Source organism: Reyranella sp. (genome assembly GCF_052439685.1).
GTDB lineage: Bacteria > Pseudomonadota > Alphaproteobacteria > Reyranellales > Reyranellaceae > Reyranella.
In genome coordinates this window covers 66,673-92,161 of the sequence record NZ_JBQVQG010000010.1, presented here as the reverse complement: position 1 = coordinate 92,161, position 25,489 = coordinate 66,673, and the positions used below count along the sequence as shown (strand labels likewise).

The following is a 25,489-nucleotide window of genomic DNA, read 5'->3' as shown; positions in this document are numbered from 1 at the left end:
CAGGGACTCCCGTTCAGCCGGTCTTCGTCCAGGAAGCGGCCCGGGCAAGCAAACGTTCCGCCCGGATGACGATGGGCAGGTCGACCATGCTGCCTTCGAAGGCGACGGCGCCCTCGCCATTGGCCTTGGCGACCTCGAAGGCGGCGAGCAGGCGCCGCGCGCGGTCGATCTCGGCGTCGGACGCGCCATATTCCTCGTTGATGATCGGCACGTGGGCGGGATGGATGCAGGAGGCGGTGGTGAAGCCCAGTTCGCGGCCGCGCTTCAGGCCGGCACGGTAGGAGTCGAGATCGTCGATCTTGGCGAGTTGGCCCATCGAACCCATCGGCAGGATGCCGGCGGCGCGGCAGGCGGCCAGCCCCTGCATGGCGAAGACGTACATGCTGTCGGCCGACGGGATGGCGCCCATGTCGGTGGCAAAATCCTCGCCGCCGACCGACATGCCGGCCATGCGCGGCTCGGCGGCGATGGCGAAGAGATGCGGCAGGGCGGCCGTGGTCTCGATCAACACCAGGAAACGCGTGTGACCGATCTCCATGCCGAGCTGCGTCTCGCGTTCGGTCACCAGCTCGGCCAGCAGGCGCACATGCTCGGGGCCCATCACCTTGGGCAACATCAGTGCCGAGACGCCGGGCATCACGGCGGCCTCGATGTCGGGCACCGCCAGCTCCAGCGGGCGGTTGATGCGGACCACGACGTCGGCGCCGTTCTGCGCCACCCGCGGCACGGCGGCGGCGAGGGCGGCGCGCGCCTCGGCCTTCTTCGACGGGATGATTGAATCCTCGAGGTCGAGGATCAGGGCGTCAGCGCCGCGCGTATGGGCCTTGGCGATGAAGCGTTCGGCCAGCACCGGCACGAACATCAGCGAGCGCCAGTTGGGCGTGGGACGGGTGGTCATTCCATTGTTCTCCGGAAGAAGTCAGCGCAGGCCGACGGGGACGACGCTGATCGAGTTCTGCGGGCTGCCCTCGATCACGCGGTCGGTATAGGTGAGATAGATCAGCGCACGGCGCTTGGGATCGTAGAAGCGCACGACCTGCGTGGTCTTGAAGATCAGCGAGGCGCGCTCGCTGAACACTTCGTGTGGGCTCTTGAGCTTCTCGGCCTTGTCGGCATCGACCGGGCCGACCTGGTGGCAGGAGATCGAGGCATAGGGCGGGTCCTCAGCGAGGCCGACCATGCCCTTGAAGCCGCCGGTGCGGGCACGCGCGAGATAGCAGGTGATGCCCCCGAGGTCGGGATCGTCGAACGCTTCGACCACGATCTTGTCGTTGGGGCCCAGCCACTTGAAGCGATAGCCGACCGAGCCGATTTCCTCGGCCGCGGCGGGGAGTGCCACGAGGAGGGCGAGGGCGGCGAGGATCGCGCGTTTCATGTCAGACTCCTTTGCTGGCCGGACGAGTGGCGAGGAACAGGCCGGGCAGAACCAGGGCCGTCCCAATGAGATGGTACCATTGCGGCGTCTCGCCAAGGACGATCCAGGCGAGGATGCCGACATAGAGCGGGCCGAGATACATGGACACGCTGGTGACGGAGGGGCCGAGCTCGCGCACGCAATAGGCGAAGGCGCCGTAGGCGCCGACGCCGGGGATGACGGCGAGCACCAGGAACGAGGCCCAGGTGCGCCAGTCGCCGAGGTCCGGCGCCTGCCAGAAGAGCGCCTCGCCGATCGTGAACGGCAGCAGGACGAGGGAGCCTGCAAAGGAGATGGCGCAGAGGCGCGTCAGCGGATCGAGCGCGCTCGGCCGCGCCTTGAGCAGCACCGAATAGACGCCCCAGCAGGCAGAGGCGGCCGCGATCCAGAGATCGCCCTCGGTGAATTGCACCGACAGGAGATTCTCGATCCGGCCTTTGGCGAACACCGCGGCGACGCCGGCGAGGCAGAGCACGATGCCGGCGATACGGCCCATCGTGAGACGCTCGCGATAGAGAAGGCGGCCCAGCGCCACGACCAGGATCGGCGAGGCGGCGTAGATCAGGCCGATGTTCAGCGCCGGCACCGAGCGTGCGCCGATATAGACCCAGGCGCCGCAGATCCACATGCCGATCGCGCCCAGCAGCAGCAGGTCGCGCCATTCGCGCGCGAGGGATGCGCGATGCCGCACGAGACGTGGCCAGGCGAAAGGCAGCAGCAGGACCGCCACGAAGAACCACCGCCCCAGCGCCAGCGCGTTCGGCGGCACGAAGGTCGCGTAGCGCGCCATCAGCATGTTCACGGCGAACATCGCGGGCGTGAGCAGCAACAGCGTCCAGGCGATGCGGCGGCGGGTGAGGGACGACACGGCGGAGTTCTAGCACGGGGAGGTTCGGAAACAGCCCGTCGTCTCGACCGGAGCCTCGCCCCTCGAATACCTCGGGGTAAACTCCGCGAGGCGCCTGCGGCGCTTCGGTCGAGACGACGGAGAGTATTGGAAGACGCCCTCAGCTCGGGCGCAGGCCGTCCTTGGGATATTCGCCGCCGGCGTCCTTGATGGCCTGCTTGTAATTCTTCTCGGAGTTGAAAGGCTCCATCTTCGGGAAGTCGCGCGGCTTGCCGGGGCGGATCTCGCCGGTCGAGGGCGTCACGATCAGCAGCTCGCCCCTGCGGCCGAGCAGCGGGATCTCGCGCTTCCAGCGTGAGTAGACGCGGCGCGCCGTCGCGGAGAAGGTAACATAGGTGTCGAACTCGTCCTTGTCCTTGATGAAGAGTGCCTCATAGGTCGTGATGAACTCCTCGACGAACGGCCGGTCGACGATCTCGAGGTTGGACATCATCCAGCAGCGATCCTCGAACACCCAGTAGGTACCGATGCCGACGAATTGCTTCTGCCGCGTCAGGTAGGGAAAGAAAGGGAAGCCGCGGCAGGCGATCGTGCGGTTGTCGCGCTCGCAGTGGCGAGCACCCTTGCAGTGGATGGCCATGCAGTCGGAGGTCAGTTCCTCGACGATCATCCGGGTGGAATAGTCGTAGGGCTTGAACTTGGACCACAGGTCGGTGCGGGTCTTGAGCAGCTCCCACTCAGCCTTGTGCACCACCGGGACCGCGTTCTGCGTCGAACAGCAGACCGGCTCTCCGTCGTTCAGCGGCGCGCACTTGCGGCCACAATCGAAGCGCGAGACCGGGGTGTTGAAGCCGTCGTACAGGCTCGCAAAGTCGGCGGCGCTAATCTTTGTTTTCTTGGTGCTAGGGGGCATGGGTCTGCTGTACCCCGATCCGTGTGTGAAAGAACAGTTACGGAATTATAACAGCCTGCCGCCGAATAGCTTCACGAAACGGGCAGGACACGCCAGACGACGGTCTCGCGCATGCCCCGGTTCTCGAGCTGCAGCGAGGTCGGGATCTCGTAGCGTCCGCGCTCCTCGAGGCCCTGGGCGCTGAAATAGTTGCGGCCGGGGTCGCCCAGCAGGACCAGCCGGCCCTTGGCGGCATGGCTGCGCAGCCAGGCCAGGGCTTGCACCGACATCTCGCGCTCGTAACAGACGTCGCCCGCGATCACGACGTCGGCCTCGGGGGCTCCGGGCGCTCCCGCCAGCCAGTCCTCGCTGCTCGTGTCGATGGCAAGACCGTTGGCCGTGGCGTTGAGGCGGGCGGCGACCAGGGACAGCTGGTCGATGTCGTTGGCCACCACCGAGGCCGCGCCGCAGTGTGCTGCCGCCATCGAGGAAACGCCCGAGCCGGCCGCGAAGTCGAGCACGCGCTTGCCCCTGACGAGCCCGGGGTTGTCGAGCAGGTAGCGCGCCACCGCCTGACCGCCGGGCCAGCAGAAGGCCCAGTAGGGCGGGTCGACGTTCTTCTCCTCCAGCCACGACTCGGTGGCCTGCCAGATCGGGACATATTCGCTGGCCAGCCACAGCCTGAACTCCGGCACCATCGCCGGTGCTTCGAGCGCGGTGTTGGTGCGGATGAATCCCTCGGGGTCCTCGGGCAGCTTGGACATCAGGCAATCCTGTCGACGATGAGGGCCGCCAGCATGAGCCAGCCGACGAGGCGATTGGACTTGAAGCGCATCAGGCAGTCGGCCTGGTCGTGGGGTTTCAGCAGCGCGATCTGCCAGCAGAGATGTACGGCGATGCCGGCCAGCAGCACGAAATAGCCGATGCCGAGCGGCGCCAGCACGCCGGTGGCGATCCAGAAACCGATCGCCAGCACCGCAAAGAAGCTCAGCCAGCGCCGGGGCGCGGCGGCGAAGCGGCGGGCCGTCGAGCGCACGCCGACCACCGCATCGTCGCGCTGGTCCTGCATGGCGTAGATCGTGTCGTAGACCATCGTCCAGGCGACGCCGCCGAAATAGAGTGCGACGGTGGCCCAGGAGAGCGTGCCGGTGACGGCGGCGTAGCCGACCAGCGCGCCCCAGTTGAAGGCGAAGCCCAGCACCACCTGCGGCCAGGAGGTGATCTTCTTCATCGTCGGATAGATCGCGACCAGCACCAGAGAGAGCAGCGCCACGCCGCCCGCGAACTTGTTGAGCTTGAACAGGACGGCGGCGCCCACCGCGCCCTGCAGCGCCATCCAGATCAGCGCGTGGTGCAGCTTCAGCTCCCCCGACGGCAGCGGCCGCCCGCGCGTGCGCTCGACACCGGCATCGACCTTGCGGTCGACGATGTCGTTCCAGGTGCACCCCGCGCCGCGCATGGCGATGGCCCCAACCGTGAACAGCGCCATGTAGCCCGCGAGCTGGGCCCAGTTGGGTGTCGCAGCCAGCGCCGACGACCACCAGCAGGGAAACAGCAGCAGCCAGATACCGATCGGCCGGTCCCAGCGCGCCAGCCGCCCGTAGGGGCGCGCCCACGGCGGCAGGTAGCGCAACGTCCAGTGCGTCGTGTCGATATCGGTGAAGCCGGTTGTCCGCCCGGCGGTCATAGCGTCATCATGCGCTTCATGATGCAGCTATGCGCGACAATGATCCATGAAGGCAAATAGATGAGTGCGGCACGTCTCTTCGTCGGGGCGGATCTCGCGCCCGGCGCCGAAGTCCCGTTGGACGAGGCGCAGGTCCACTATCTGCGCAACGTCATGCGGCGGCCCGATGGTGCGCCGCTGCTCCTGTTCAACGGCCGCGACGGCGAATGGCGCGGCACCCTCTCGTTCCGGGGGAAGAAGTCCGCCGTCGCCGAACTGGGAGAGCGCACGCGCGAGCAGGCGCCCGAGCCCGATGTCTGGCTGTGCTTCGCGCCGGTCAAGCGCGCCCGCATCGATTATATCGCCGAAAAGGCCACGGAGCTGGGCGCCTCCGTCCTGCAGCCCGTGGTGACGCGCCACACCGCGGTCGAGAGGGTCAATGTGGGGCGCCTGCAGGCCAATGCGATCGAAGCAGCGGAGCAGACCGAGCGGCTCACCGTGCCCGAGGTGCGCGAACCGGTCGAACTCGGAAAGTTCCTCGACGGCTGGCCCGCGGGACGTCGCCTGATGATGTGCGACGAGACCGGCGGCGGGCCGCCCATCGCCGAGGCGCTGTCGCAGCTCGACGACGCGGCACGCGCGGCACCCTGGGCGATCGTGATCGGCCCTGAGGGCGGCTTCGCCGAAATCGAGCTTCAGGCGCTCCGTCGCATAAAGGATGTAATGTCGGTGGGACTCGGTCCCCGCATCCTGCGGGCCGACACGGCGGCGCTGGCAGCGCTTGCATGCTGGCAGGCGCTGGTCGGCGACTGGCGGCGCCGGACACCGCGTCTCAGCGGCGATTATCGCGCCTCCAGGGTTACCGTCTGAGCGCTTGCGCAGGCCCCCGGCGATGTGGGAGAGAGCGAATCGAACAGGATGAACCAGCCGCGGGCTCGGGTGAGGTTTTCTCATGCGACCGCGCCGCTCCAACAGCCTTCACACGGCGCGGAGCGATCAGGGAGAGTTGATCGTATGTCCGCACCTCCGTCGGGCGGCGGCGCGCCGATCGAAAATCGGCGGCAGCTGATTGAATACTTCGCGGCCGGCAACAAGCCCCGCGCCATGTGGCGCATGGGCACCGAGCACGAGAAGTTCGGCTACCACACCAAGACGCTGAAGCCGCTGGCCTACGACGGGCCTGACGGCATTCGCGCCATGCTCGAAGGCCTGACCCGGTTCGGCTGGGAGCCGGTGGTCGAGGGCAACAACCCGATCGCCCTGCTGCGCGGCAAAGCGAGCATCACGCTGGAGCCGGGCGGACAGTTCGAACTGTCGGGTGCGCCGCTCGAGACGCTGCATGAGGCAGCGGCCGAGAACAGCCAGCACATCGACGAGGTGAAAGAGGTCGCGGGCGAGATCGGCGCGTCGTTCATCGGGCTGGGCTTCGCGCCCGAATGGACGCGCGAGGACATGCACTGGATGCCCAAGGGTCGCTACAAGATCATGCGCGAGTACATGCCCAAGGTGGGCAAGCTCGGCCTCGACATGATGCTGCGCACCTGTACCGTGCAGACCAATCTCGACTTCGACTCCGAAGCCGACATGGTGAAGAAGTTCCGCGTCTCGCTGGCACTGCAGCCGATCGCCACCGCCCTGTTCGCCAACTCGCCGTTCAAGGAGGGCAAGGAGGCCGGCTTCAAGAGCTACCGCAGCCACATCTGGACCGACACCGATCCCGACCGTTGCGGCATGCTGCCTTTCGTGTTCGAGAACGGCTTCGGCTTCGAGCGCTATGTCGACTACATGCTCGATGTGCCGATGTACTTCGTCTATCGCGACGGCAAGTATATCGATGCGGCCGGCCAGAGCTTCCGCGACTTCCTGAAGGGCAAGCTGCCGGCGCGTCCGGGCGAGCTGCCCTCGATCAACGACTGGGCCGACCACATCACGACGGCCTTCCCCGAGGTGCGGCTGAAGCGCTACCTCGAAATGCGCGGCGCGGATTCCGGTCCGCTGGGTGCGCTCAATGCGCTGCCGGCGCTGTGGGTCGGCCTGCTCTACGACCAGGGCGCGCTCGATGCGGCGTGGGACCTGGTCAAGGACTGGAGCACCGCCGACCACGATTTCCTGCGCGCCGAAACGCCGAAGTCGGGCCTCGCCACGATGTTCCGCGGCCGGGTCCTCTCGGAACTGGCGCGCGACGTCGTCGAGATCGCGCATGCCGGCCTGCGCGCGCGCAAGCAGCTCAATGCGGACGGCGCCGACGAGACCATGTACCTGGCGCCGCTCGACCGCGCCGTGGCCAGCGGCCAGGCGCCGGCCGACGAACTCCTCGCCAAGTGGCATGGTGAATGGAAAGGGTCCTTCGCGGCGCTGTTCCGCGACTGCGCCTACTGAGGTAAGGTCGCGACATGCTCGATCGTTGCGACCGCGTCCAGATCGCCGTGCAAGACGCCGCCAAGGCGGCGCAGCGCTTCGGCCAGTTGCTCGGCAGCCAGGTGTCGCGGCAGGACCATAGCCGGCACCTTTCGGCCAAGCGCACCATCCTGGCCGTCGGCGAGAGCGAGTTCGAGCTCTGCGAGCCCGACGGCGCAGGCCTCACCCAGGATTTCCTGAGCCGCCGCGGCGAAGGCCTGATGACTGCCGGCTACTGCACCGCCGACCTCGACGGCATGGTGAAGCGCTGGGAAGGTCTCGGCATTCCCTACGATCTCGACAACGAGCAGCTCTATCTTTCGGCCGAGACGACCTTCGGGTTGCCGATGGTGATTTCCGAGAGCACCTACCGGCCGAGGGTCGGCCCGGTGTCGTTCCTCTACGAGACCACCAACACATTGATGAGCGACTGGCGCCGCGTCGCTGCGGTCTATGCCGGCCTGTTCGGACTCGATCCCGCGCGCTTCAGCGAGATCGGCAGCGAGCGCTTCGGATACATCGGCACACTCACTCTGTTCGATCCGCCCAACCGGCTCGACCGCATCGAACTCAGCCAGGTTACCGACAATGTGCAGGCGATGGGCCGCTACGCTCACAAGCACGGCGACTCGCTCTACATGTGCTACGTCGAGGTTCACGACTGGCCGAACGTGCGTCAGCGCCTGCTCGACGCCGGTGCGCGCTATACGCCGCGTGGCTCGGATCCCGTGACGGATCCCGACGGCGGCTGGATCCACCCGAAGGAACTGCACGGGGTGCTGCTCGGCGTCTCGCGCACCGGTCTGGCCTGGGACTGGTCGGGCCGCGAAGAATTGGTGCCGCCCGCATGAGTTTGTCGAAGAGTATTGGAATGACCCGTCGTTCGTTCGTTTTCACGGCTCCGGCCTTTTCGGCCGTTCCGACGGTCGTCTATGCCCAGTCCGACCAGTGGCAGACCGTTGTGGGGTCCGACCTGCGCTTCCGGCTGGAGATGCCGGCACCGGTCAACAAGAGCACCGCGGGCGAGAAGGAGAAAGGTCACGCCGGCGAGCGGGTCGCCTGGGCCGCCAAGCGCGCCGACGAGATGTTCGACTTCGACTATGTCGACTACGAGCCCGGCTGGTTCTCGTCCAAGGACAGCAAGGAGATGGCGCGCGAACTGGGGCGCGGCGAGGCCGAGAAGGCCTTTCCCCGTGCCACGTTCAAGTACGTGCTCGACGAACCGGTCACCCTGCAGGGCTGGGACGGCTACGCGCTCGATATCGCCGATCAACAGGGATCGCTGGTGATGATGCGCACCTACATCGTAAAGGACCGGCTCTATCGCCTGCTGGTGACGGCAAAGAACGACGAGGAGACGAAGGCCGCGGCGGCGCGTTTCCTGAACTCGCTGCGGTTCGCGGAGACCAAGAGCTAGGATGCGTATCTGCGTTTTCGGGGCCGGCGCGATCGGCGGCAACTATGCGACGCGTCTCGCGGCGGCCGGTAACGAGGTCTCCGTCGTGGCGCGCGGTCCCCATCTCGAGGCGATCCGCGCCAAGGGGCTCACGCTGCTCACGGGGGACAGGACCATCGTCGCCAAGGTCGCGGCGAGCGACCGGCCGGCCGATCTCGGCCCGCAGGACGTGGTGATCTCGACCCTGAAGGCGTCCAGCCTGTCGGCGATCGCCGACACGGTGGCGCCGCTGCTCGGGCCCGAAACGGCCGTCGTCTTCGCCCAGAACGGCATTCCCTGGTGGTACGGGCATGGGCTGGGCAAGGACCGCCCGAAGGCGCCCGACCTGTCGCGCCTCGATCCCGGCGGCGCGCTGCAGAAGTCCGTGGGCTTCGACCGCACCCTGGGCGGCGTCATTACTTCGTCCAACCACGTGATCGAGCCCGGCGTCGTGCGCAACATCTCGCCCGAGCGCAACGTGCTCTGGGTCGGCGAGCCTGACGACAGTCAGACGCCGCGCATCGTGAAGCTGCGCGAGACGCTGATCGCGGCCGGCATATCCTCGCCCTCGACCACCGACATCCGCTACGACATCTGGCACAAACTGATGGCCAACCTCACCGGCTCGACGCTGTGTCTCATCCTGCGCCAGCCGACGACCATCCAGGCGACGCCGATGGTCAACCGCCTGGCCCGCCGGGCTCATGCCGAGGCGCTGGCGGTCGCCGCGGCGCACGGAGTCAGGCTCGACGATTCGTCCGAGGTCCGCTACGGGCCCAAGCGCGTCTACCCAGACCATCGCCCGTCGATCCTGCAGGACTACGAAGGCGGCCGGCCGATGGAGGTCGAGGCGATCGTGCGTGCGCCGGTCGCCTTCGCAAGGGCTGCCGGCGTCGACACGCCCACGCTCGACGCCATCGAAGCGATCTGTGTCAGCCTCGCGGAATCAAAAGGCCTCTATCAGTCCTGACCCCGAGCGTCGCCGCTGGTGCCCAATCGGGCTGCCAGCGACAGGTGCTCGGCTAACGACCTCGCAATCTCAGGTCGCGGTGCCGCCGACCGTGAGCGCGTCGATGCGCAGGGTGGGCTGGCCGACGCCGACGGGGACGCCCTGGCCGTCCTTGCCGCAGGTGCCGATGCCCGGATCGAGCGACATGTCGTTGCCGACCATGCCGACGCGGGTCAGCGCATCCGAGCCGGCACCGATCAGGGTGGCGCCCTTGACCGGGCGGCCGATCTTGCCGTCCTCGATCAGGTAGCCCTCGGTCACGCTGAACACGAACTTGCCCGAGACGATGTCGACCTGGCCGCCGCCGAAGTTGGCGCAGTAGAGGCCCTTCTTCACCGAGGAGATGATCTCCTTCGGGTCTTTGTCGCCGCCCAGCATGAAGGTGTTGGTCATGCGCGGCATCGGCGCGTAGGCGTGGCCCTGCCGGCGGCCGTTGCCGGTCGGCTTCACGCCCATCAGGCGCGCGTTCATGCGATCCTGCATGAGGCCGACCAGGCGGCCATCCTCGATCAGCACGTTGCGCTGCGTCGGCGTGCCCTCGTCGTCGATGGTGAGCGAGCCGCGGCGGTCGTTCAGCGTGCCGTCGTCGACCACGGTGACGCCCGGCGAGGCGATCATCTCGCCCATCAGGTGGCTGAACATCGACGTCTTCTTGCGGTGGAAGTCGCCTTCCAGCCCATGGCCGACCGCCTCGTGCCACAGCACACCCGACCAGCCGGCGCCCAGCACGACCGGCATCTCGCCGGCCGGCGCGTCGATCGAATCGAGGTTGACCAGCGACTGGCGGATCGCCTCGTCGGCTTCCTTCTGCCAATAGGACGGCAGGAAGATGTTGCCATAGGCGGCGCGGCGGCCGCTGCCGGTGCTGCCGGCTTCCATGCGCGAGCCGTCGGCGCAGACAACGCTGACGTTCAGGCGCACCAGCGGGCGGACGTCGGCGGCGCGCCAACCGCCGGCGCGGACGATCTCCACGACCTGCCACGAGCCCGACAGCGAGACCGAGACCTGGCGAGCCTTGGGCTCCTTGCCCCGCACATAGGCGTCGATCTCCTGCATCAACGCGACCTTCTGGGCGAAGGGCACACCGTCGATCGGATTGTCATCGGCATAGAGCAGCCGGTTGGTGCCGCGCGGAGACTCGTCGGAGGTGCCGCCGCGGCCCGAGCGCACGGTCTTCACCGTCTCGGCCGCGCGCTTCAGCGCCTGCTCGTCGAGCGCCGAGGCGTGCGCGAACCCCGTGACGTCGCCCGCCACCGAGCGCAGGCCGAAGCCCTGCGAGGTGTCGTAGGATGCGCTCTTCAGCTTGCCGTCGTCGAACGACAGGCTCTCGCTCTGGACATATTCGAGGAACAGCTCGCCATCGTCGGTGCCGGCCAGCGCGTCGTCGACCATCTTCTCGGTCTTGCGCTTGTCGAGGCCGTCCTTGCCGAAGAACAGGCCGTCGGCGGTGGCGAGATGGTTGATCGACTTGCTCATTGCGGCACACCTTGCTCTTTTGTCGTCCTGAGCGCAGCGAAGGACCAAGCGCCAGCTACAGACACATCGATGTTGTGAGGTCAGGTCCCTCGCTGCGCTCAGGACGACACCGGCTCACACCACCAATACGATCTTCCCAAAATGGGCATTGGCCTTCATGTGCGCAAGCGCGGCGGCGGCCTCGGACAGGGGGAAGGTCTTGTCGATCGGCAGGCTGAGCTTGCCTTCCTCGATGGCCGTCCAGAGGTCCTTGCGGGCGGCCTGCACGATGTCGCGCACCTCCTCGGGGCTGCGGGTGCGGAAGGTCACGCCGATATAGTCGATGCGCTTCAACGCATGCAGGTCGAAGTTGAACTCGCCCTTCATGCCGCCCAGCCGGCCGACATTGACGATGCGGCCGAGGATGGCGGCGGCTTCCATGTTCTGGTTCATCACGCCTCCCGAGACCTGGTCGACGATCACGTCGACGCCCTTGCCGCCGGTCGCTTCCTTGACCTTCTCCGGCCATTTCGGATCGCGCGTGTCGATCGCCACGTCGCAGCCGAACTCGCCCAGCCGGGCGCGACGGGCGTCGTTGGTCGAGCTGCCGAGCACGACCGAGGCACCCATGATCTTGGCGATCTGCATGCCGAGCAGGCCGACGCCCGAGCTGGCGCCCTGGATCAGCACGGTCTCGCCCTTCCTGAGGCGGCCGGCGCCGACCAGCGCATTGTGCATGGTCTGCACAGCCACGGGCATACAGGCGGCCTGCTCGTAGCTCATGTTGTTGGCCGGGATCTTGTGGGCGCGGCCGGCATCGGTGACGGCGTATTCGGCGAAGCCGCCGGCCGCCGCGCTCATGACCCGGTCGCCCGGCTTGAAGTCCTTCACGTCGGGGCCGACCGCCTCGACCTCGCCCGCACATTCGAGGCCGACGATGGTGCCGGGGCCGCCGATGCGGCCGTGCGAATGGCCCGACGCGACCGCGAGGTCGGCGCGGTTCAGCGACGCGGCCTTCACCTTGATCAGGATTTCGTTGCCCTTCGGCGCGGGCTTCGGGGCGTCGGTGAACTGGACGCCCTGGTCGGTGACGACGGCTGCCTTCATGGCGGATCTCCCCTGGAAAAGGCTTGGTGACTCAGGGTTCCTGCTTAGCAGGCAGGAGACCGGGGGCCTATGCCCGTCCCGCGCCGTTCACGGTTTTACTGGAGATCGTTTCGATTGGTGAGGAGGTTCCGGAGGCTGGGTGCCCTTCGTTGTGAAAGAACAAAAAGCGCACTAGAAATCGAAAGACGTGGAGGGGAAGAGGATATGAAAATCAAGCAGCAGGTCCAGGAGCTGTTCCCGACGCCGCTCTGGATCCTCGACATTGCCCCCGCGGACGCGGCGCCTTTCAACGCCAGTCTCAGGGCCGAGATCGAAGCGATCATTGCGCCGCGCCCCCCGCTGCAGAGCGGCCGGAACTGGCAGACGCCGCACGACCTGCATACGCGACCGGGCTTCGCAGAACTGACTGGCTTGATCGAAGTCTCCGCGAAGAGCGTCCTGGAATATCTTCAGCTCGAGCGCTTTCCACTGATGATCACGGGCTGCTGGGCCAACGTGAATCCGCCGGGCAGCTACCATCCTACGCACGCCCACCCGAACAATTTCCTGAGCGGCGTCTACTACGTCGACATACCCGGCAGCGGCACCGATATCGTCTTCCAGGATCCGCGGCCGATCTCGATCATGCCGTGGAGCGGCAAGCCCACGAACGTGACGGCCAATGCATCCGTAGCCCAGCCGCAGCCCGGCCGGATGGTGATGTTCCCGTCGTGGCTGCGCCACCACGTGCCTTCCAACGAAGGCACGACGGAGCGCGTCAGCATCTCGTTCAACCTGATGTTCACCAACTACGCCGAGACGCTGGCCGCCCCGAGGTGGAAGGCGTCGGCGGGCGCTTCGTAGCGGTGGTGCCCGACGTTGCCGCTGACTAGGCGATCTTGCTGGCCATGCCCTGCCAGTAGCGGTCGCGCAGCAGGCGCTTGTAGAGCTTGCCGGTCGGATGGCGCGGCAGTTCCTCTTCGAAGTCGATGCTGCGCGGGCACTTGATCGCGGAGAGGTGCTGCTTGCAGTAGGCGATCAGCTCCTCGGCGAGCGCGGGGCTCGCGTCGGCCATGTCGCGGGGCTGCACGACCGCCTTCACTTCCTCGCCGAAGTCCGGGTTGGGCACGCCGAACACGGCGCAGTCCATCACCTTCGGGTGGTTGATCAGCAGGTTCTCGCACTCCTGCGGGTAGATGTTCACCCCGCCGGAAATGATCATGAAGGCCTTGCGGTCGGTCAGGTGCAGGAAGCCGTCGGCGTCGAGATAGCCCACGTCGCCGAGCGTGCTCCAGCCCTTGGGATGGCGCGACTCGGCGGTCTTCTTCGGATCGTTGTGATACTCGAACGCACGGCCCTCGGCGAAATAGACGGTGCCGGATTCGCCGGTCGGCAGCTCGTTGCCCTCGTCGTCGCAGATCTTGAGCTTGCCGATGATGGCGCGGCCGACCGTGCCCTTGTGCGCCAGCCATTCCTGGGCGTTGCACATGGTAAGGCCGTTGCCTTCGGTCCCGCCGTAATACTCCCAGATGATCGGGCCCCACCATTGGATCATCGCTTCCTTGGTCGGGATCGGGCAGGGCGCGGCGGCATGGATCGCGCACTTCAGCGACGAGACGTCGTACTTCGCGCGCACCTCGTCGGGGAGCTTGAGGAAGCGCACGAACATGGTCGGCACGACCTGGGTGTGCGTGATCCGGTACTTGGGGATCAGCGCCAGATATTCCTCGGCGTCGAAATGCTCCATGATCACCGAGGTGCCGCCCAGCCGCATGACGCTCATGTTGAAGCGCAGCGGAGCCGCATGATAGAGCGGCGCCGGCGACAGATAGATCGTGTTGCTGTCGATGCCGTAGAGCCTGCGGCTGACTGCCAGCAGCGGATTGTCGAAGTCGATCGGCTGCCTCTCGACCACCGGCATGACGCCCTTGGGCCGGCCCGTCGTTCCCGACGAATAGAGCATGTCGTGGCCGGCCGTTTCGTCGGCGATGGGCGTCGCGGGAAAGCGCGCGACCGCTTCCTCCCAGGAGGCGTAGCCGGGGACCGTGCCGTCGATCATGAAGCGATGCGGCGCGCCCTTCATGAGCGGCACCAGTTCGGCGGCCTTGTCGGCCAGGGCCTTCGAGGTGACGAACAGCCGGGCGCCGCAATCGGTGACGATGTAGTCGACCTCGGCGGCAGTGAGGCGCGAACTGATCGCCGTGTAGACCAGGCCCGAGCGCTGGGCGCCCCAGCAGATCTCGAAGAAACGCGGATTGTTCTCGAGGAAGATCGCGACATGATCGCCGGCCTGGAGGCCGAGCGAACGGAAGAGCTGCGCGATGCGGTTGGACTGCTCGTCGAGCTGGCGATAGGTCACCGTCTCGCCGCTGCCGGCCATGATGTAGGCGGGCTTGTCGGGATGGGTGCGGGCGTGATGATAGGGATGCATGACGGCCGCATAAGAGCCGACCGGCACAACACTCGCAAGCGTTGTGCCAGTTCCGCTGGTCGGCTTGTTTGCCGCATCCGGTTGGGCGCGATTGCGAGACAATGGGAAGGCTCGTCTGGCGAAGATCAGGTTTCCCGGCCTTTGACTCCGTGGCCGAGGCTGATGAAGCTCGCGCTTGACGCTCGGTCGTTACCCACGCGGTCGAGTGCAACCTCAATCGGATAAGCTGGCATGCGCTGGACGGCAACGAACTCGGCTTCTGGAATTGGCTGCCTCTTCCTCTCCGTGGTGGCGCTTTCCTGCCTCCCGATGGCGGCTCTTACGAAGGTTCCGGAGGCCCGCGACCCTCAGGGGGCCGACGGGCGTCCGACAACCATTCCTGGCATCATGCAGAGTTTGAAGGCAGCAATCTCAACCGGTGTATTGCTGCAAGAAGGCTTCTATCTCGAAAAGAACCTCAAGAGTTACTTTGGCGCCACCATGGTGGACTGGCGGGAAAAGCCTGCGCCGGATTTTCGATCGGGTTACTTGCCAACTTTTTCAATATCCACCCCGCCTCAAACGATAGGCGGTTCCAAAATCGAGGCGATCTCGGCGACGTTCTTGTATCGCTCAGAGCCAGACAAGGTGACCGCCGTGTGGTCGTTTGTCCTGACAGAGTCTTCCGACGTTGACTTCGACTCCATCGAATCGCTCTACGGCCATGGCTGGCAGGTTGCTCCACCCGAGCTTCCTTCGATTCACAGAAAGCAAGCGGTCGCAACGCGCCCGCGCGGCAACTCCCACATCGTCTATGCCGGCAGCGACGATCGGCAATCCTACGAGATCGAGTTTCGCTTCTATCCGAACGCCACGCTGCTCACGGTGGACGTCGCCCTTGAAAGGAAGGCGCAACCTTGAGTTGACGGGGGAGTGTCGGCGGCGTGTTCCAACGAAGTCGCTCGGCAAGCCACTAAGCGGGCGTCGCGCCTCTACAAGGCGGGACCGTTCTGACGCAGTCGCACCCACCTCTCTCCGATGGCGCGAGGATCAGCGTGTTCCCTTGCCGCCTCCGACGCCGGCCCGGCGCAAAGCGTCGGCAAGGGCGCTAGCGGGGGCGCTGGCCTTTGCCGGTTGCACGCGGGCCTGATCGCGCCTCGAGGCGCCGCCGCCGCTTTCGGGGCGGCCGGAGCGTGCCGCCGGGCTGCCGGCCTCGTCGTCGAGTCGCAACGACAGGGCGATGCGCTTGCGCGGCTTGTCGACGTCGAGGACTTTCACGCGCACGATGTCGCCCGGCTTCACCACACTGCGGGGATCCTTCACGAAGGTCTTCGACAGCGCCGACACGTGCACCAGCCCGTCCTGGTGGACGCCGATATCGACGAAGGCCCCGAACGCGGCCACGTTGGTGACGACGCCTTCGAGGATCATTCCCGGCTCGAGGTCGTCCAGCGTCTCGATGCCGGCCTTGAACTCCGCCGTCTTGAAGGCCGGACGAGGATCGCGTCCCGGTTTCTCGAGCTCGCGCAGGATGTCGGTGACGGTCGGCAGGCCGAACCGCTCGTCGACGAAAGTGCTCGGCGACAGGGCGCGAAGGACGGGCGCATTGCCGAGAACGGCATCGATCCTGCTCTTGGTCGCCTCCAGGATCCGGTGCACCACCGGATAGGATTCGGGATGCACCGCCGAGGCGTCGAGCGGATCGTCGCCGCCGGGGATGCGCAGGAAGCCGGCGCACTGTTCGAAGGCCTTGGGGCCGAGACGCGGCACGTCCTTCAGCGCCTTGCGCGAGCGGAAGGCGCCGTTCGTGTCGCGGTGGGAGACGATGCTCTGGGCCAGCGACGTGCCGATGCCGGAGACGCGCGCCAGTAGCGGCGCCGAGGCGGTGTTGAGATCCACGCCGACGCCGTTCACGCAATCCTCGACCACCGCGTCGAGCGAGCGCGACAGCTTGAACTCGCTGAGATCGTGCTGGTACTGGCCGACACCGATCGACTTGGGATCGATCTTAACCAGCTCCGCCAGCGGATCCTGGAGACGGCGTGCGATCGATACGGCGCCGCGCAAGGTCACGTCGAGGCCGGGGAGTTCCTCCGATGCATAGGCCGACGCCGAGTAGACGGAGGCCCCGGCTTCCGACACCACGATCTTCTGCAGCTTGAGATCCGGCAGACCTTTCACCACCTCGATCGCCAGCTTGTCGGTCTCGCGCGAAGCGGTGCCGTTGCCGATCGCGATCAGCTCGACCTTATGTTCGCGCACCAGCCTCGCCAGGATGGCGAGTGCTTCGTCCCAGCGCCGCTGCGGCTCGTGCGGATAGATCGTGCTGGTCGCCACGACCTTGCCGGTGGCGTCGACGACGGCGACCTTCACGCCGGAGCGGAAGCCGGGGTCGAGCCCGAGGGTCGGCCGCGTGCCGGCCGGCGCGGCCAGCAGCAGGTCGCGCAGGTTCGAGGCGAACACCCGCACCGCTTCTTCCTCGGCTGCCGTCCACAGGCGCAGCCTGAGGTCGATCGACAGCATGATCGTGATCTTGGTGCGCCACGCCCAGCGCACCGTGTCGGCCAGCCACTTGTCGCCCGGCCGTCCCTGGCCGGAAATGCCGTAGGTCCGCATGATGCGAAGCTCGTAGGCGGTGGGAACAGCCTGTGCCGCGGGCGGGCGCGTCGCGGGATCGTCGGGTTCGACGGTCAGGCCGAGGATTTCCTCGCGTTCGCCGCGGCACAGGGCCAGCACGCGATGCGAGGGCATCTTGGCCAGCGCCTCGGAGAAGTCGAAATAGTCGCTGAACTTGGCGCCGGCTTCCTGCTTGCCCTCGCGCACCTTGGAAACGAGGCGACCGTTGGCCCAGAATTCCTCGCGCAGCGCGCCGATCAGGTCGGCATTCTCGGCGAAGCGCTCGACCAGGATGGCGCGGGCGCCTTCCAGCGCCGCCGCGGCCGTGGCGACGTTCTTGTCGGCCGACACGAAGGGCTCGGCGCGGACCAGCGGATCGACGGTCGGATCGCCGAGCAGCAGGTCGGCCAGCGCCTCCAGTCCCGCTTCCTTGGCGATCTCGGCCTTGGTGCGGCGCTTGGGCTTGTAGGGAAGGTAGATGTCCTCGAGACGGCCCTTGCTGTCGGCCGCCAGGATCGCCGCTTCGAGCGTCGCGTCGAGCTTTCCCTGCTCGCGCACGGACTCGAGGATGACCTTGCGCCGGGCTTCGAGTTCGCGCAGGTACACCAGCCGCTCCTCGAGCGTGCGGAGCTGGGCATCGTCCAGCGAGCCGGTGACTTCCTTCCTGTAGCGCGCGATGAAGGGGACCGTCGCGCCGCCGTCGAGCAGCTCGACTGTGGCCTGGACCTGTTGTTCCTTGACCCCGAGTTCTCCGGCAATGCGCGCCTGGATGGATAGCACCAAGAAACACCTCTGGGTCGGATGAGAGAGAGGGGAGCGCACGCGTGTGCCACTCCGGGCCGCGGATATGAACGGCGCGCCTGTGGGACTTCAAGCGGATTGTTCGCTTGCACAATGGCTTGCGAAGCGCTGTGCTCGGCGCCGCCTTCAATGTTCGAAGGTCGCGTAACGATGGTGAGCAGATGGCCGATGTGACGATACGAAGCGAGCAGGCCTGCTTCGGCGGGACGATCGGCTTCTACAGCCATGCCTCGACGGAGATCGGTACCGAGATGAAGTTCTCGGTCTTCGTGCCTGCGCAGGCATCCGCGCGGCCTCTTCCGGCGCTCTACTTCCTGGCGGGTCTCACCTGCACGGAAGAGACCTTCATGATCAAGGCGAACGCCCTTCGTCATGCGGCCGAGCTCGGCCTCGTCCTGGTGGCGCCGGACACCAGCCCGCGCGGTCTCGGCCTGCCGGGCGAGGACGAGGACTGGGATTTCGGCACGGGGGCGGGCTTCTATCTCGATGCCGAGGCCGAGCCGTGGCGGCGGAACTATCGCATGTACTCCTACGTGACGCGCGAATTGCCCGCGCTGGTCGAAGCCCGCTTCCCGGTCGACACGGCGCGGCGCGGCGTGTTCGGTCACTCGATGGGCGGCCACGGCGCGCTGGTGGCGGCGCTCAGGAATCCGCAGGCCTACCGGTCGGTCTCGGCCTTCGCGCCGATCTGCAACCCCGTCGCCGTGCCCTGGGGTGAGAAGGCGTTCGGTAACTATCTCGGCCCGGATCGGGCGCGGTGGGCGTCGTGGGATGCGAGCGAGCTGCTGAAGCAGGGAAGCCGCTTTGCCGGACCAGTCCTCGTCGACCAGGGGCTGAAGGACGAGTTTCTCGGCCCCCAACTGCGGCCCGATGCCCTCGAAGCGGCGGCCGCAGGCGCCGGGCAGGAACTGGTGCTGCGGCGGCATGAGGGCTACGACCATTCCTACTGGTTCATCCAGACCTTCATCGAAGACCATCTGAAATGGCACGCCGAGAGGCTCCGCGCCTGAGTTTTGCCAGCAGGGGGAGGGGACGCGGCCACCGCAGTTGACCCGGTTCCACCCTTCGGCTTTATTCCCCGCGCACGATAGTGTGCCCCCGTGGCGGAATTGGTAGACGCGCCTGACTCAAAATCAGGTTCCTCACGGAGTGTTGGTTCGAGCCCGACCGGGGGTACCATCTCGCCTAGTCTAGAGAACGTGGCAGACGGGCGTTTGTGTTTCCCGAAGCCCCGCTCGGACGGACGCCGTCAGATGGCGTCGCCCGATTTCGTCTCGCCCTCGGTTCTGAGCGGCGGCGGGAGATCGGCGGTGTTCTCGCTGCGATCGCGATAGAGGGCGGCGCGGCCCAGCAGCATCAGCGTGACCGGCGTGGTCACGGTCACGAACACCGCGATCAGAACCTCGTGCACCACCAGGCGCGACTGCAGGACCGAGAACAGGAGGATGGATCCGAGCAGGATGCCGCCGGTGCCCCAGGTGGCGCCCAGGGACGGGGCGTGAATGCGATCGTAGAAGGTCTTGAGGCGCACCAGTCCGATGGCGCCGATCAGCGTGAGGCCGGCGCCCAGCAGGACGAAGAACGAGACGACGAGGGCGGCCCAGAGCGGCAGATCCGCAGCGTGGTTCATTCGATGATCTCCCCGCGCATCAGGAACTTGGCGAGCGCCAGCGTGGCGACGAAGCCCAGCAGGGCGATCACCAGCGCCGCCTCGAAGTAGAGCGTGCTGCCCGTCCGCATGCCGAAGACCAGCAGGAGCAGCATCGCGTTCACGTAGAAGGCGTCGAAGGCCACGATGCGATCCTGTGCCCTGGGACCGCGCATCATGCGGAAGGCGGCGACGACCATCGCCAGTCCGAGCAGGATCAGGGCGACCAGCAGGGACCAGGAGAGGATCGTCGCGCTCATACCAGTATCTCCAGCAGCAGCCGTTCGTAGCGGTTCTTGATCAGGTCTATCCAGTGCATCTCGTCGACCAGGTCGAAGACGTGGATCAACAGTTTGTTGGCGGTCGAATCGTACTCGACCCAGGCCGTTCCCGGCGTGCAGGTCAGGATGCCGGCGAGGACCGCCAGTGCCGCCGGCTCGCGCAGCTCGAGTGGCACGATGACGAAACCGGACACGCGCCTGTGGCCGGTGGGGAACAGGATCAGCCGGGCGACGGCCACGTTCGAGCGCCAGACGTCGATCAGGACGATCGCCACCAGCTTGGGAATGAGATGCCAGCGCCTGATCCGGGACCGCGGCGGCTGCAGCGCGGCGGTCACGTTCGAGGCCGCGACGCCGATCACGCTGCCCAGCACGACATGTCCGAGCGACACGCCGTTCAGCAGCAGCCACATCGCCAGGAGCGAGACTGCGAGCAACGGATAGGGCAGGAGGCGGCTCATTGCAGGCCCGCCTTGGCCGGCGGAATGCGCGGCGCCGACAGCACGTCCTCGACATAGGAAGAAGGGGCGAGCACGGAGCGCGCGGTCTCGTCCATGTACTGCATCACCGCCCCACCCTTCACGGCGAGGACGAGGGTGAGCAGCAGCAGGGCGACGACCGGGGCCACTTCCACCGCGAGGACCCGTGGCGCGATCGCATCGACGGGGGCCCAGAAGGCGCGGATACCGACGCGCGACAACGTCATCAGGGTCGCGACTCCTGACAGGAGCAGCAGCACGATGAAGGACCAGTTCGCGACCGAGAGGCCGGCCGTGGCCCCTTCGCCGGCCGGCGCGAAGAGCGCCGCCAGGAGGGCCAGCTTGGCGACGAAGCCGGACAGCGGCGGCAGGCCGATCAGCAGCAGGGCGCAGGCGACGAAACAGGCGCCGAGGAGGGCCAGGGTACCGGGAAAGCCTATTCCGCCCTCGGTCGTCGTCTCCTCCTCGTCGGGCTCGGCGCCCATCGTTTCAGCCGTGACGGCGATCAGGTCGGCGCCGGGATTCTGGCCTCGCTCGATCAGCTCGATCAGGAGGAAGAAGGCGCTGATCGTGAGGGTCGAACTGGCGAGGTAGAAGAGCGCGCCGCCAGTGACCTGGGTATCCGACAGGCCGATGGCCGCCAGCACCGTGCCGGAGGAGATCATGAGGCTGAAGCTCGCGATCCGGGTCATGGCTTGCGAAGCGAGCACGCCCAGGATGCCGAAGGCGATCGTCGCCAGGCCGCCCGCGAACAGCAGCGTGCCGCCGTAGCCCGCGGCGTCGCCGGCCTCACCGCCGAACAGCAGGGGCCGCAGGCGCAGGAGCGCATAGAGGCCGACCTTGCTCAAGATGGCGAAGATGGCGGCGACGGGCGGGGCTGCTGCCGGATAGGCGCTGAGCAGCCAGAAGCCGAGGGGCCACATCGCCGCCTTCACCAGGAAGGCCATGGCGAGGATCGCCGCGCCGACCTCGAGCAGCACCCGGTTCTCGGCGGCGAGCGCGGGAATCCGCGCGGCCAGGTCGGCCATGTTCAGCGTTCCGGTGACGCCGTAGATCAGGGCGACGCCGACCAGGAAGAAGAAGGCGGCCGTCAGATTCACGACGACATAGTGTAGGCTCGCCTGCACGCGCCGCGGACCCGATCCGTGCAGCAGCAGGCCGTAGGACGAGGCCAGCATGACCTCGAAGAAGACGAAGAGGTTGAAGAGGTCGCCGGTGAGAAAGGCGCCGTTCACGCCCATGACGAGGAACTGGAACAGCGTATGGAAGTGGTGGCCGACCGTGTGCCAGCGCGCCATCGAGAAGATCAGCGACGCGGTTGCGAGGACCGCCGTCAGCAGGACCAGCATGGCCGACAGGCGATCGAGCACCAGCACGATGCCGAACGGTGCCGGCCAGTTGCCCAGCAGGTAGACGCCGGGCGCGTCGGTATCGGCGGCCTGCAGCAGGGCGATGGCGATTGCCAGGTTCGCCAGGGTGGAGAAGAGGTTGATCAGACCCTTCAGGAATTGCCGCCGCTCGTCATAGACCGCCAGCAGCGCGCCCGCCACAAGCGGCACCACGATGGGAGCGATGATCAGATGATGTGCCCAGCCCGCCATCACCGCTCCTGACCGTCGACATGGTCGGTTCCGGTGAAGCCGCGGGCCGCCAGCAGCACCACGAGCAGCAGCGCGGTGGTCGCGAAGCCGATCACGATGGCCGTCAGGACCAGCGCCTGCGGCACCGGATCGGCATAGTCCGCCAGGGTGCCCGTGGTCGACGCGAGAACCGGCGGCGCACCGGAGCGCAGCCGGCCCATGCTGAAGATGAACAGGTTGACCGCCAGCGCGCAGAGGGACAGGCCGATCACGACCTGATAGGTGCGCGGCCTCAGGAGCAGCCAGACGCCGGAGCCGGCCAGGATTCCGATGCAGGTCGCGAGGAGCAGCGCCATCACCCTTCCTCCCGCACGGCCTGGGCCGTCGTGGTGCGCGAGGCGCGGAGGTTGCGCACCGACTGGTGGGCGAGCGCAATCAGCGTGAGCACCGTCGCCCCCACGACCAGGCCGAAGACGCCCAGGTCGAAGAACATCGCGGTGGCGGCGGGCACGCTCCCGATCAACGGAATGTCGACATACTGCGAATGCGAAGTCAGGAACGGATAGCCGAACAGCCACGAGCCCATTCCGGTCATCGCGGCCAGGAGCAGGCTCAGCCCGATCCAGTTGACCGGCAGGATGCGAAGCCTGTCCTCCACCCAGATCGTGCCGGAGGCCAGGTATTGCAGGATGAAGGCGGTCGCGAGCGTGATGCCCGCGGCGAAGCCGCCACCGGGCAGGTCGTGGCCACGCAGGAACAGGTAGATCGCCAGCACGATGATCACCGGGAACAGCCACTTCATGATGACCGACGGCACCAGCAGATAGTCGCCGAGCGTGTCACCCGCCTTGCGGTCGGGTTCGGCTTCGTCGAAGGCGTTCTGCCGGCGCTGCTGCAGCGGCGAGCCGACATTGTCGGGCGCCGGCCGGAAGCGACGCAGCAGGGCGAAGATGGTGAGGGCGACCACGGCGAGCACGGTGATCTCGCCCAGCGTGTCGAAGCCGCGGAAGTCGACGAGGATCACGTTCACGACGTTGCGGCCACCGCCTTCGGTGTAGGCGCGTTCCAGGAAGTAGCTGCCGATGGATTCGGGCAGGGGCAGCACCATCACGGCATAGGCCAATGTCGCCATGCCGGCGCCGACGACGAAGGCGATCCCGAGGTCGCGCGACCGCCGCAGCCGTCGCCGCCAGGGATTCTCCACCGTCGTTATCTCCTCGAAGCGCTTTGGCAGCCAGCGCAAGCCCAGCAGAATCAGGATCGTGGTCACGACCTCGACCAGGAGCTGCGTCAGCGCGAGGTCGGGAGCGGAGAACCAGGCGAAGGTGATGCAGGTCGCGAGGCCCGCCCCGCCCAGCAGGACGAGGGCGACCAGCCGATGGTACTTGGCCTGGTAGGCGGCGCCGACCGCGCAGCCGGCGCCGGCCAGCCAGACCAGCGCGAGCGCGGGATCGATGTCGCTTCCCGCCGGCCATCGCAGGCTGAGGCTGCCCGTCGCGAATGGCACCAGCGCCGCGAGGGCGGCCGCCAGCAGCAGGATGCGCAACTGCGGCTGAAGGCGGCGCGTGCTGACGAACATCTCGGCCGCCCGAGACCATTTCAGGGACAGCACGACCACGCCGCGTTCGAACAGATGACGGCCGTTCAGGTGGCGCAGCAGCGGCGGTCCCTCGGGACTGTGCCGCAGGTAGTTCTTGAGTGCGAGGTAGAGCAGTGCGCCCGCGACGAGCGCCACCGCGCTCATGATCAGCGGCAGGTTGAAGCCGTGCCAGACGGCGAGGCTGAAGACCGGCGTGCGGGTGCCGAGCACGGACTGCACGGCCGTGAGCAGGTAGGGGCCGACGGTCGCCGCGGGGAAGATGCCGACCACGAGGCAGGCCAGCACCAGGAACATGCTGGGGACGCGCATCCAGAACGGCGGCTCGTGCGGTTCGCGCGGCAGGTCGGCGGGCTTGGCGCCGAAGAACACCGAATGGATGAAACGCAGCGAATAGGTGACGGCGAAGGTGCTGGCGATCACCGCGACATAGGGCTGCGACGTGTCGAGCAGCGAGTGGACATGGGTCTCGATTGCCTCGGCGAAGAACATCTCCTTCGACAGAAACCCGTTGAGCAGCGGCACGCCCGCCATGGCGGCGCTCGCCACCATGGCCAGGGTGGCGGTTACCGGCATGTAGTGGAACAGGCCTCCCAGCTTGCGCATGTCGCGCGTGCCGGTCTCGTGGTCGATGATGCCGGCCGCCATGAACAGCGAGGCCTTGAAGGTCGCGTGGTTCATCATGTGGAAGATCGCGGCGACTGCACCCAGCGGACTGCCCAGGCTCAGCAGCATGGTGATCAGACCGAGATGGCTGATCGTCGAATAGGCGAGGAGTCCCTTCAGGTCGTGCTGGAAGATGGCGAAGAACGCCCCCAGCACAAGCGCGGCCATGCCCGCAAGTCCCAGAAGCCCGAACCATTCGGGCGTTCCGGCCATCACCGGCCACAGGCGCGTCAGCAGGAAGACGCCAGCCTTCACCATGGTCGCCGAGTGCAGCAGGGCCGAGACCGGCGTCGGCGCCGCCATGGCATTGGGCAGCCAGAAGTGGAACGGGAACTGCGCGCTTTTGGTCAGCGTGCCCAGCAGGATGAGAATGAGGGCCGGCAGGTAGAGAACGTGCGAGCGGATGGCGTCGCCCGAGGCCAGCACCTGGTCGAGATCGTAGCTGCCGACGATCTGCCCGATCAGTACGACGCCTGCCAGCAGGGCCACGCCGCCGAAGCCCGTAATGACCAGGGCCATGCGGGCGCCGTCGCGTGCACCGGCCGTGTGGTTCCAGTATCCGATCAGCAGGAACGAGAAGATGCTGGTCAGCTCCCAGAAGAACAGGAGGATGATCAGGTTCCCGGCGATGACGATGCCGAGCATGCTGCCTATGAAGGCGAGCAGGAACGAGAAGAAGCGCGGCACGGGATCGTTCGGCGACATGTAATAGCGCGCATAGAGAACGACCAGGAAGCCGATGCCCGTCACCAGCAGGGCGAACATCCAGGCGAAACCGTCGAGGCGCAGCGAAAACCCGAGGCCGAGTGCGGGAATCCATTCGGCTTCGCTGCGCAGCACCTCGCGCTCGACGATCGCAGGATAGGCAGAGACCAGCAGGAAAAGGCAGATGAGCGCGACGCCGCCGGCGAGCCAGGCTTCCGAGTTACGCGCGTTGGGGCGGAACGTCGCAGCGAGGAGGCTGCCCACGAAGGGAAGAACGATCAGGATGGTCAGCAGTACGTCGTCGGTCATGAGCCTTGGCGATGCGTATCCGGGGTGTGTCTGCGGCTAACTCTAGCATTTTCGGCTCAAATAGTTCCTCCGAGACGATTCTTCGCGTGCGGATTTCGATTCCGTGCCGAGCGGACCAGCCCAAGCGAAGCTGCAGGCGGATCGTGGCGATGCGAGGGCCATGGACGGACCTCTGTCGATCCGCTCGGTGCGTGCG

General features: G+C 66.8%; 24 protein-coding genes and 1 tRNA gene. 9 read left to right on the top strand and 16 right to left on the bottom strand.

Features of this window, described 5'->3' with window-relative positions; all coding sequences use genetic code 11:
* Positions 1-13 precede the first annotated feature (13 nt).
* From ACT6UX_RS15060 to ubiA, 6 genes are all read right to left on the bottom strand, one after another.
* Positions 14-898: an HpcH/HpaI aldolase/citrate lyase family protein gene (locus ACT6UX_RS15060; protein WP_444775970.1), complete on the bottom strand. Its 885-nt coding sequence runs from the start codon at positions 896-898 to the stop codon at positions 14-16.
* A gap of 21 nt (positions 899-919) precedes the next feature.
* Positions 920-1,375, bottom strand: coding sequence for a CreA family protein (locus tag ACT6UX_RS15055; RefSeq protein WP_444775969.1), 456 nt, complete (start codon positions 1,373-1,375; stop codon positions 920-922).
* 1 nt (position 1,376) lies between these two features.
* Positions 1,377-2,282: a DMT family transporter gene (locus ACT6UX_RS15050; RefSeq protein ID WP_444775968.1), complete on the bottom strand. Its 906-nt coding sequence runs from the start codon at positions 2,280-2,282 to the stop codon at positions 1,377-1,379.
* A gap of 139 nt (positions 2,283-2,421) precedes the next feature.
* Positions 2,422-3,174 carry a hypothetical protein gene (locus tag ACT6UX_RS15045; protein WP_444775967.1) on the bottom strand — a complete coding sequence of 251 codons (753 nt, stop codon included), beginning with the start codon at positions 3,172-3,174 and terminating at the stop codon, positions 2,422-2,424.
* 71 nt (positions 3,175-3,245) lie between these two features.
* Positions 3,246-3,917 (bottom strand): class I SAM-dependent methyltransferase, encoded by a 672-nt coding sequence (locus ACT6UX_RS15040; RefSeq protein ID WP_444775966.1) that lies wholly within the window; start codon positions 3,915-3,917, stop codon positions 3,246-3,248.
* Complete coding sequence (gene ubiA / locus ACT6UX_RS15035; protein ID WP_444775965.1) at positions 3,917-4,840, bottom strand: 4-hydroxybenzoate octaprenyltransferase; 924 nt, start codon at positions 4,838-4,840, stop codon at positions 3,917-3,919. Before ubiA ends, ACT6UX_RS15040 begins: the two co-directional genes overlap by 1 nt.
* A gap of 60 nt (positions 4,841-4,900) precedes the next feature.
* On the opposite strand from ubiA, the gene ACT6UX_RS15030 reads away from it, so the two are divergent.
* The 5 genes from ACT6UX_RS15030 (at position 4,901) to ACT6UX_RS15010 (ending at position 9,621) form a co-directional block, all read left to right on the top strand.
* Complete coding sequence (locus ACT6UX_RS15030; RefSeq protein WP_444775964.1) at positions 4,901-5,689, top strand: 16S rRNA (uracil(1498)-N(3))-methyltransferase; 789 nt, start codon at positions 4,901-4,903, stop codon at positions 5,687-5,689.
* Positions 5,690-5,833: 144 nt separating this feature from the next.
* On the top strand, positions 5,834-7,198 hold the full coding sequence (locus tag ACT6UX_RS15025) for a glutamate--cysteine ligase (protein WP_444775963.1): 1,365 nt from the start codon (positions 5,834-5,836) through the stop codon (positions 7,196-7,198).
* 14 nt (positions 7,199-7,212) lie between these two features.
* A complete protein-coding gene (locus ACT6UX_RS15020) occupies positions 7,213-8,067 on the top strand; it encodes a VOC family protein (protein ID WP_444775962.1) in 855 nt (284 codons plus the stop codon).
* Positions 8,068-8,087: 20 nt separating this feature from the next.
* A complete protein-coding gene (locus ACT6UX_RS15015; RefSeq protein ID WP_444775961.1) occupies positions 8,088-8,633 on the top strand; it encodes a hypothetical protein in 546 nt (181 codons plus the stop codon).
* A 1-nt stretch (position 8,634) separates the two neighbouring features.
* Entirely contained in the window at positions 8,635-9,621 is a 987-nt protein-coding gene (locus ACT6UX_RS15010) for a ketopantoate reductase family protein (RefSeq protein WP_444775960.1), read from the top strand.
* 69 nt (positions 9,622-9,690) lie between these two features.
* On the opposite strand, the gene tldD is transcribed toward ACT6UX_RS15010, so the two are convergent.
* Both tldD and ACT6UX_RS15000 read right to left on the bottom strand, forming a co-directional pair.
* Positions 9,691-11,052, bottom strand: coding sequence for a metalloprotease TldD (gene tldD, locus ACT6UX_RS15005; RefSeq protein ID WP_444776058.1), 1,362 nt, complete (start codon positions 11,050-11,052; stop codon positions 9,691-9,693).
* Positions 11,053-11,250: 198 nt separating this feature from the next.
* Positions 11,251-12,222, bottom strand: a complete 972-nt coding sequence (locus ACT6UX_RS15000; RefSeq protein ID WP_444775959.1) for a zinc-binding dehydrogenase — start codon at positions 12,220-12,222, stop codon at positions 11,251-11,253.
* Positions 12,223-12,426: 204 nt separating this feature from the next.
* Between ACT6UX_RS15000 and ACT6UX_RS14995 the strand changes: the two genes are divergently transcribed.
* The gene (locus tag ACT6UX_RS14995; protein ID WP_444775958.1) at positions 12,427-13,065 is read left to right on the top strand and encodes a 2OG-Fe(II) oxygenase family protein; all 639 of its coding nucleotides are present in this window, start codon (positions 12,427-12,429) and stop codon (positions 13,063-13,065) included.
* A 25-nt stretch (positions 13,066-13,090) separates the two neighbouring features.
* Here the strand turns inward: ACT6UX_RS14995 and ACT6UX_RS14990 are convergent, their stop codons facing one another.
* Positions 13,091-14,632, bottom strand: a complete 1,542-nt coding sequence (locus ACT6UX_RS14990; protein WP_444775957.1) for an AMP-binding protein — start codon at positions 14,630-14,632, stop codon at positions 13,091-13,093.
* A gap of 231 nt (positions 14,633-14,863) precedes the next feature.
* On the opposite strand from ACT6UX_RS14990, the gene ACT6UX_RS14985 reads away from it, so the two are divergent.
* The gene (locus tag ACT6UX_RS14985; protein ID WP_444775956.1) at positions 14,864-15,532 is read left to right on the top strand and encodes a hypothetical protein; all 669 of its coding nucleotides are present in this window, start codon (positions 14,864-14,866) and stop codon (positions 15,530-15,532) included.
* A gap of 129 nt (positions 15,533-15,661) precedes the next feature.
* Here the strand turns inward: ACT6UX_RS14985 and ACT6UX_RS14980 are convergent, their stop codons facing one another.
* The gene (locus ACT6UX_RS14980) at positions 15,662-18,010 is read right to left on the bottom strand and encodes a Tex family protein (protein WP_444775955.1); all 2,349 of its coding nucleotides are present in this window, start codon (positions 18,008-18,010) and stop codon (positions 15,662-15,664) included.
* Positions 18,011-18,189: 179 nt separating this feature from the next.
* Between ACT6UX_RS14980 and fghA the strand changes: the two genes are divergently transcribed.
* Together fghA and ACT6UX_RS14970 are read left to right on the top strand one after the other, a co-directional pair.
* Positions 18,190-19,038 (top strand): S-formylglutathione hydrolase, encoded by an 849-nt coding sequence (gene fghA / locus ACT6UX_RS14975; protein ID WP_444775954.1) that lies wholly within the window; start codon positions 18,190-18,192, stop codon positions 19,036-19,038.
* Between the two features lie 84 nt (positions 19,039-19,122).
* Positions 19,123-19,207 (top strand) — tRNA-Leu (locus tag ACT6UX_RS14970).
* Positions 19,208-19,277: 70 nt separating this feature from the next.
* Here ACT6UX_RS14970 and mnhG read toward each other — a convergent pair.
* Genes mnhG through ACT6UX_RS14940 form a run of 6 tightly spaced genes read right to left on the bottom strand, consistent with a single transcriptional unit; the run spans position 19,278 to position 25,293 of the window.
* On the bottom strand, positions 19,278-19,658 hold the full coding sequence (mnhG, locus tag ACT6UX_RS14965) for a monovalent cation/H(+) antiporter subunit G (protein ID WP_444775953.1): 381 nt from the start codon (positions 19,656-19,658) through the stop codon (positions 19,278-19,280).
* Positions 19,655-19,936, bottom strand: a complete 282-nt coding sequence (locus ACT6UX_RS14960) for a K+/H+ antiporter subunit F (protein ID WP_444775952.1) — start codon at positions 19,934-19,936, stop codon at positions 19,655-19,657. The genes mnhG and ACT6UX_RS14960 overlap by 4 nt, the downstream gene beginning before the upstream one ends.
* Positions 19,933-20,418: a Na+/H+ antiporter subunit E gene (locus tag ACT6UX_RS14955; RefSeq protein WP_444775951.1), complete on the bottom strand. Its 486-nt coding sequence runs from the start codon at positions 20,416-20,418 to the stop codon at positions 19,933-19,935. Before ACT6UX_RS14955 ends, ACT6UX_RS14960 begins: the two co-directional genes overlap by 4 nt.
* Positions 20,415-22,037 carry a monovalent cation/H+ antiporter subunit D gene (locus ACT6UX_RS14950; RefSeq protein ID WP_444775950.1) on the bottom strand — a complete coding sequence of 541 codons (1,623 nt, stop codon included), beginning with the start codon at positions 22,035-22,037 and terminating at the stop codon, positions 20,415-20,417. The genes ACT6UX_RS14955 and ACT6UX_RS14950 overlap by 4 nt, the downstream gene beginning before the upstream one ends.
* Positions 22,037-22,372: a Na+/H+ antiporter subunit C gene (locus ACT6UX_RS14945; protein WP_444775949.1), complete on the bottom strand. Its 336-nt coding sequence runs from the start codon at positions 22,370-22,372 to the stop codon at positions 22,037-22,039. Before ACT6UX_RS14945 ends, ACT6UX_RS14950 begins: the two co-directional genes overlap by 1 nt.
* Positions 22,372-25,293: a monovalent cation/H+ antiporter subunit A gene (locus tag ACT6UX_RS14940; RefSeq protein WP_444775948.1), complete on the bottom strand. Its 2,922-nt coding sequence runs from the start codon at positions 25,291-25,293 to the stop codon at positions 22,372-22,374. The genes ACT6UX_RS14945 and ACT6UX_RS14940 overlap by 1 nt, the downstream gene beginning before the upstream one ends.
* Positions 25,294-25,489 lie beyond the last annotated feature (196 nt).

Excerpts from the sequence above, each read along its gene's own strand:
- ACT6UX_RS15060 (WP_444775970.1), bottom strand. The coding sequence starts at position 898 with ATGACCACCCGTCCCACGCCCAACTGGCGCTCGCTGATGTTCGTGCCG.
- ACT6UX_RS15055 (WP_444775969.1), bottom strand. The coding sequence starts at position 1,375 with ATGAAACGCGCGATCCTCGCCGCCCTCGCCCTCCTCGTGGCACTCCCC.
- ACT6UX_RS15045 (WP_444775967.1), bottom strand. The coding sequence starts at position 3,174 with ATGCCCCCTAGCACCAAGAAAACAAAGATTAGCGCCGCCGACTTTGCG.
- ACT6UX_RS15040 (WP_444775966.1), bottom strand. The coding sequence starts at position 3,917 with ATGTCCAAGCTGCCCGAGGACCCCGAGGGATTCATCCGCACCAACACC.
- ubiA (WP_444775965.1), bottom strand. The coding sequence starts at position 4,840 with ATGACCGCCGGGCGGACAACCGGCTTCACCGATATCGACACGACGCAC.
- ACT6UX_RS15030 (WP_444775964.1), top strand. The coding sequence starts at position 4,901 with ATGAGTGCGGCACGTCTCTTCGTCGGGGCGGATCTCGCGCCCGGCGCC.
- ACT6UX_RS15025 (WP_444775963.1), top strand. The coding sequence starts at position 5,834 with ATGTCCGCACCTCCGTCGGGCGGCGGCGCGCCGATCGAAAATCGGCGG.
- ACT6UX_RS15020 (WP_444775962.1), top strand. The coding sequence starts at position 7,213 with ATGCTCGATCGTTGCGACCGCGTCCAGATCGCCGTGCAAGACGCCGCC.
- ACT6UX_RS15015 (WP_444775961.1), top strand. The coding sequence starts at position 8,088 with ATGACCCGTCGTTCGTTCGTTTTCACGGCTCCGGCCTTTTCGGCCGTT.
- ACT6UX_RS15010 (WP_444775960.1), top strand. The coding sequence starts at position 8,635 with ATGCGTATCTGCGTTTTCGGGGCCGGCGCGATCGGCGGCAACTATGCG.
- tldD (WP_444776058.1), bottom strand. The coding sequence starts at position 11,052 with ATGGTCGACGACGCGCTGGCCGGCACCGACGATGGCGAGCTGTTCCTC.
- ACT6UX_RS15000 (WP_444775959.1), bottom strand. The coding sequence starts at position 12,222 with ATGAAGGCAGCCGTCGTCACCGACCAGGGCGTCCAGTTCACCGACGCC.
- ACT6UX_RS14995 (WP_444775958.1), top strand. The coding sequence starts at position 12,427 with ATGAAAATCAAGCAGCAGGTCCAGGAGCTGTTCCCGACGCCGCTCTGG.
- ACT6UX_RS14990 (WP_444775957.1), bottom strand. The coding sequence starts at position 14,632 with ATGCATCCCTATCATCACGCCCGCACCCATCCCGACAAGCCCGCCTAC.
- ACT6UX_RS14985 (WP_444775956.1), top strand. The coding sequence starts at position 14,864 with ATGCGCTGGACGGCAACGAACTCGGCTTCTGGAATTGGCTGCCTCTTC.
- fghA (WP_444775954.1), top strand. The coding sequence starts at position 18,190 with ATGGCCGATGTGACGATACGAAGCGAGCAGGCCTGCTTCGGCGGGACG.
- mnhG (WP_444775953.1), bottom strand. The coding sequence starts at position 19,658 with ATGAACCACGCTGCGGATCTGCCGCTCTGGGCCGCCCTCGTCGTCTCG.
- ACT6UX_RS14960 (WP_444775952.1), bottom strand. The coding sequence starts at position 19,936 with ATGAGCGCGACGATCCTCTCCTGGTCCCTGCTGGTCGCCCTGATCCTG.
- ACT6UX_RS14955 (WP_444775951.1), bottom strand. The coding sequence starts at position 20,418 with ATGAGCCGCCTCCTGCCCTATCCGTTGCTCGCAGTCTCGCTCCTGGCG.
- ACT6UX_RS14950 (WP_444775950.1), bottom strand. The coding sequence starts at position 22,037 with ATGGCGGGCTGGGCACATCATCTGATCATCGCTCCCATCGTGGTGCCG.
- ACT6UX_RS14945 (WP_444775949.1), bottom strand. The coding sequence starts at position 22,372 with ATGGCGCTGCTCCTCGCGACCTGCATCGGAATCCTGGCCGGCTCCGGC.
- ACT6UX_RS14940 (WP_444775948.1), bottom strand. The coding sequence starts at position 25,293 with ATGACCGACGACGTACTGCTGACCATCCTGATCGTTCTTCCCTTCGTG.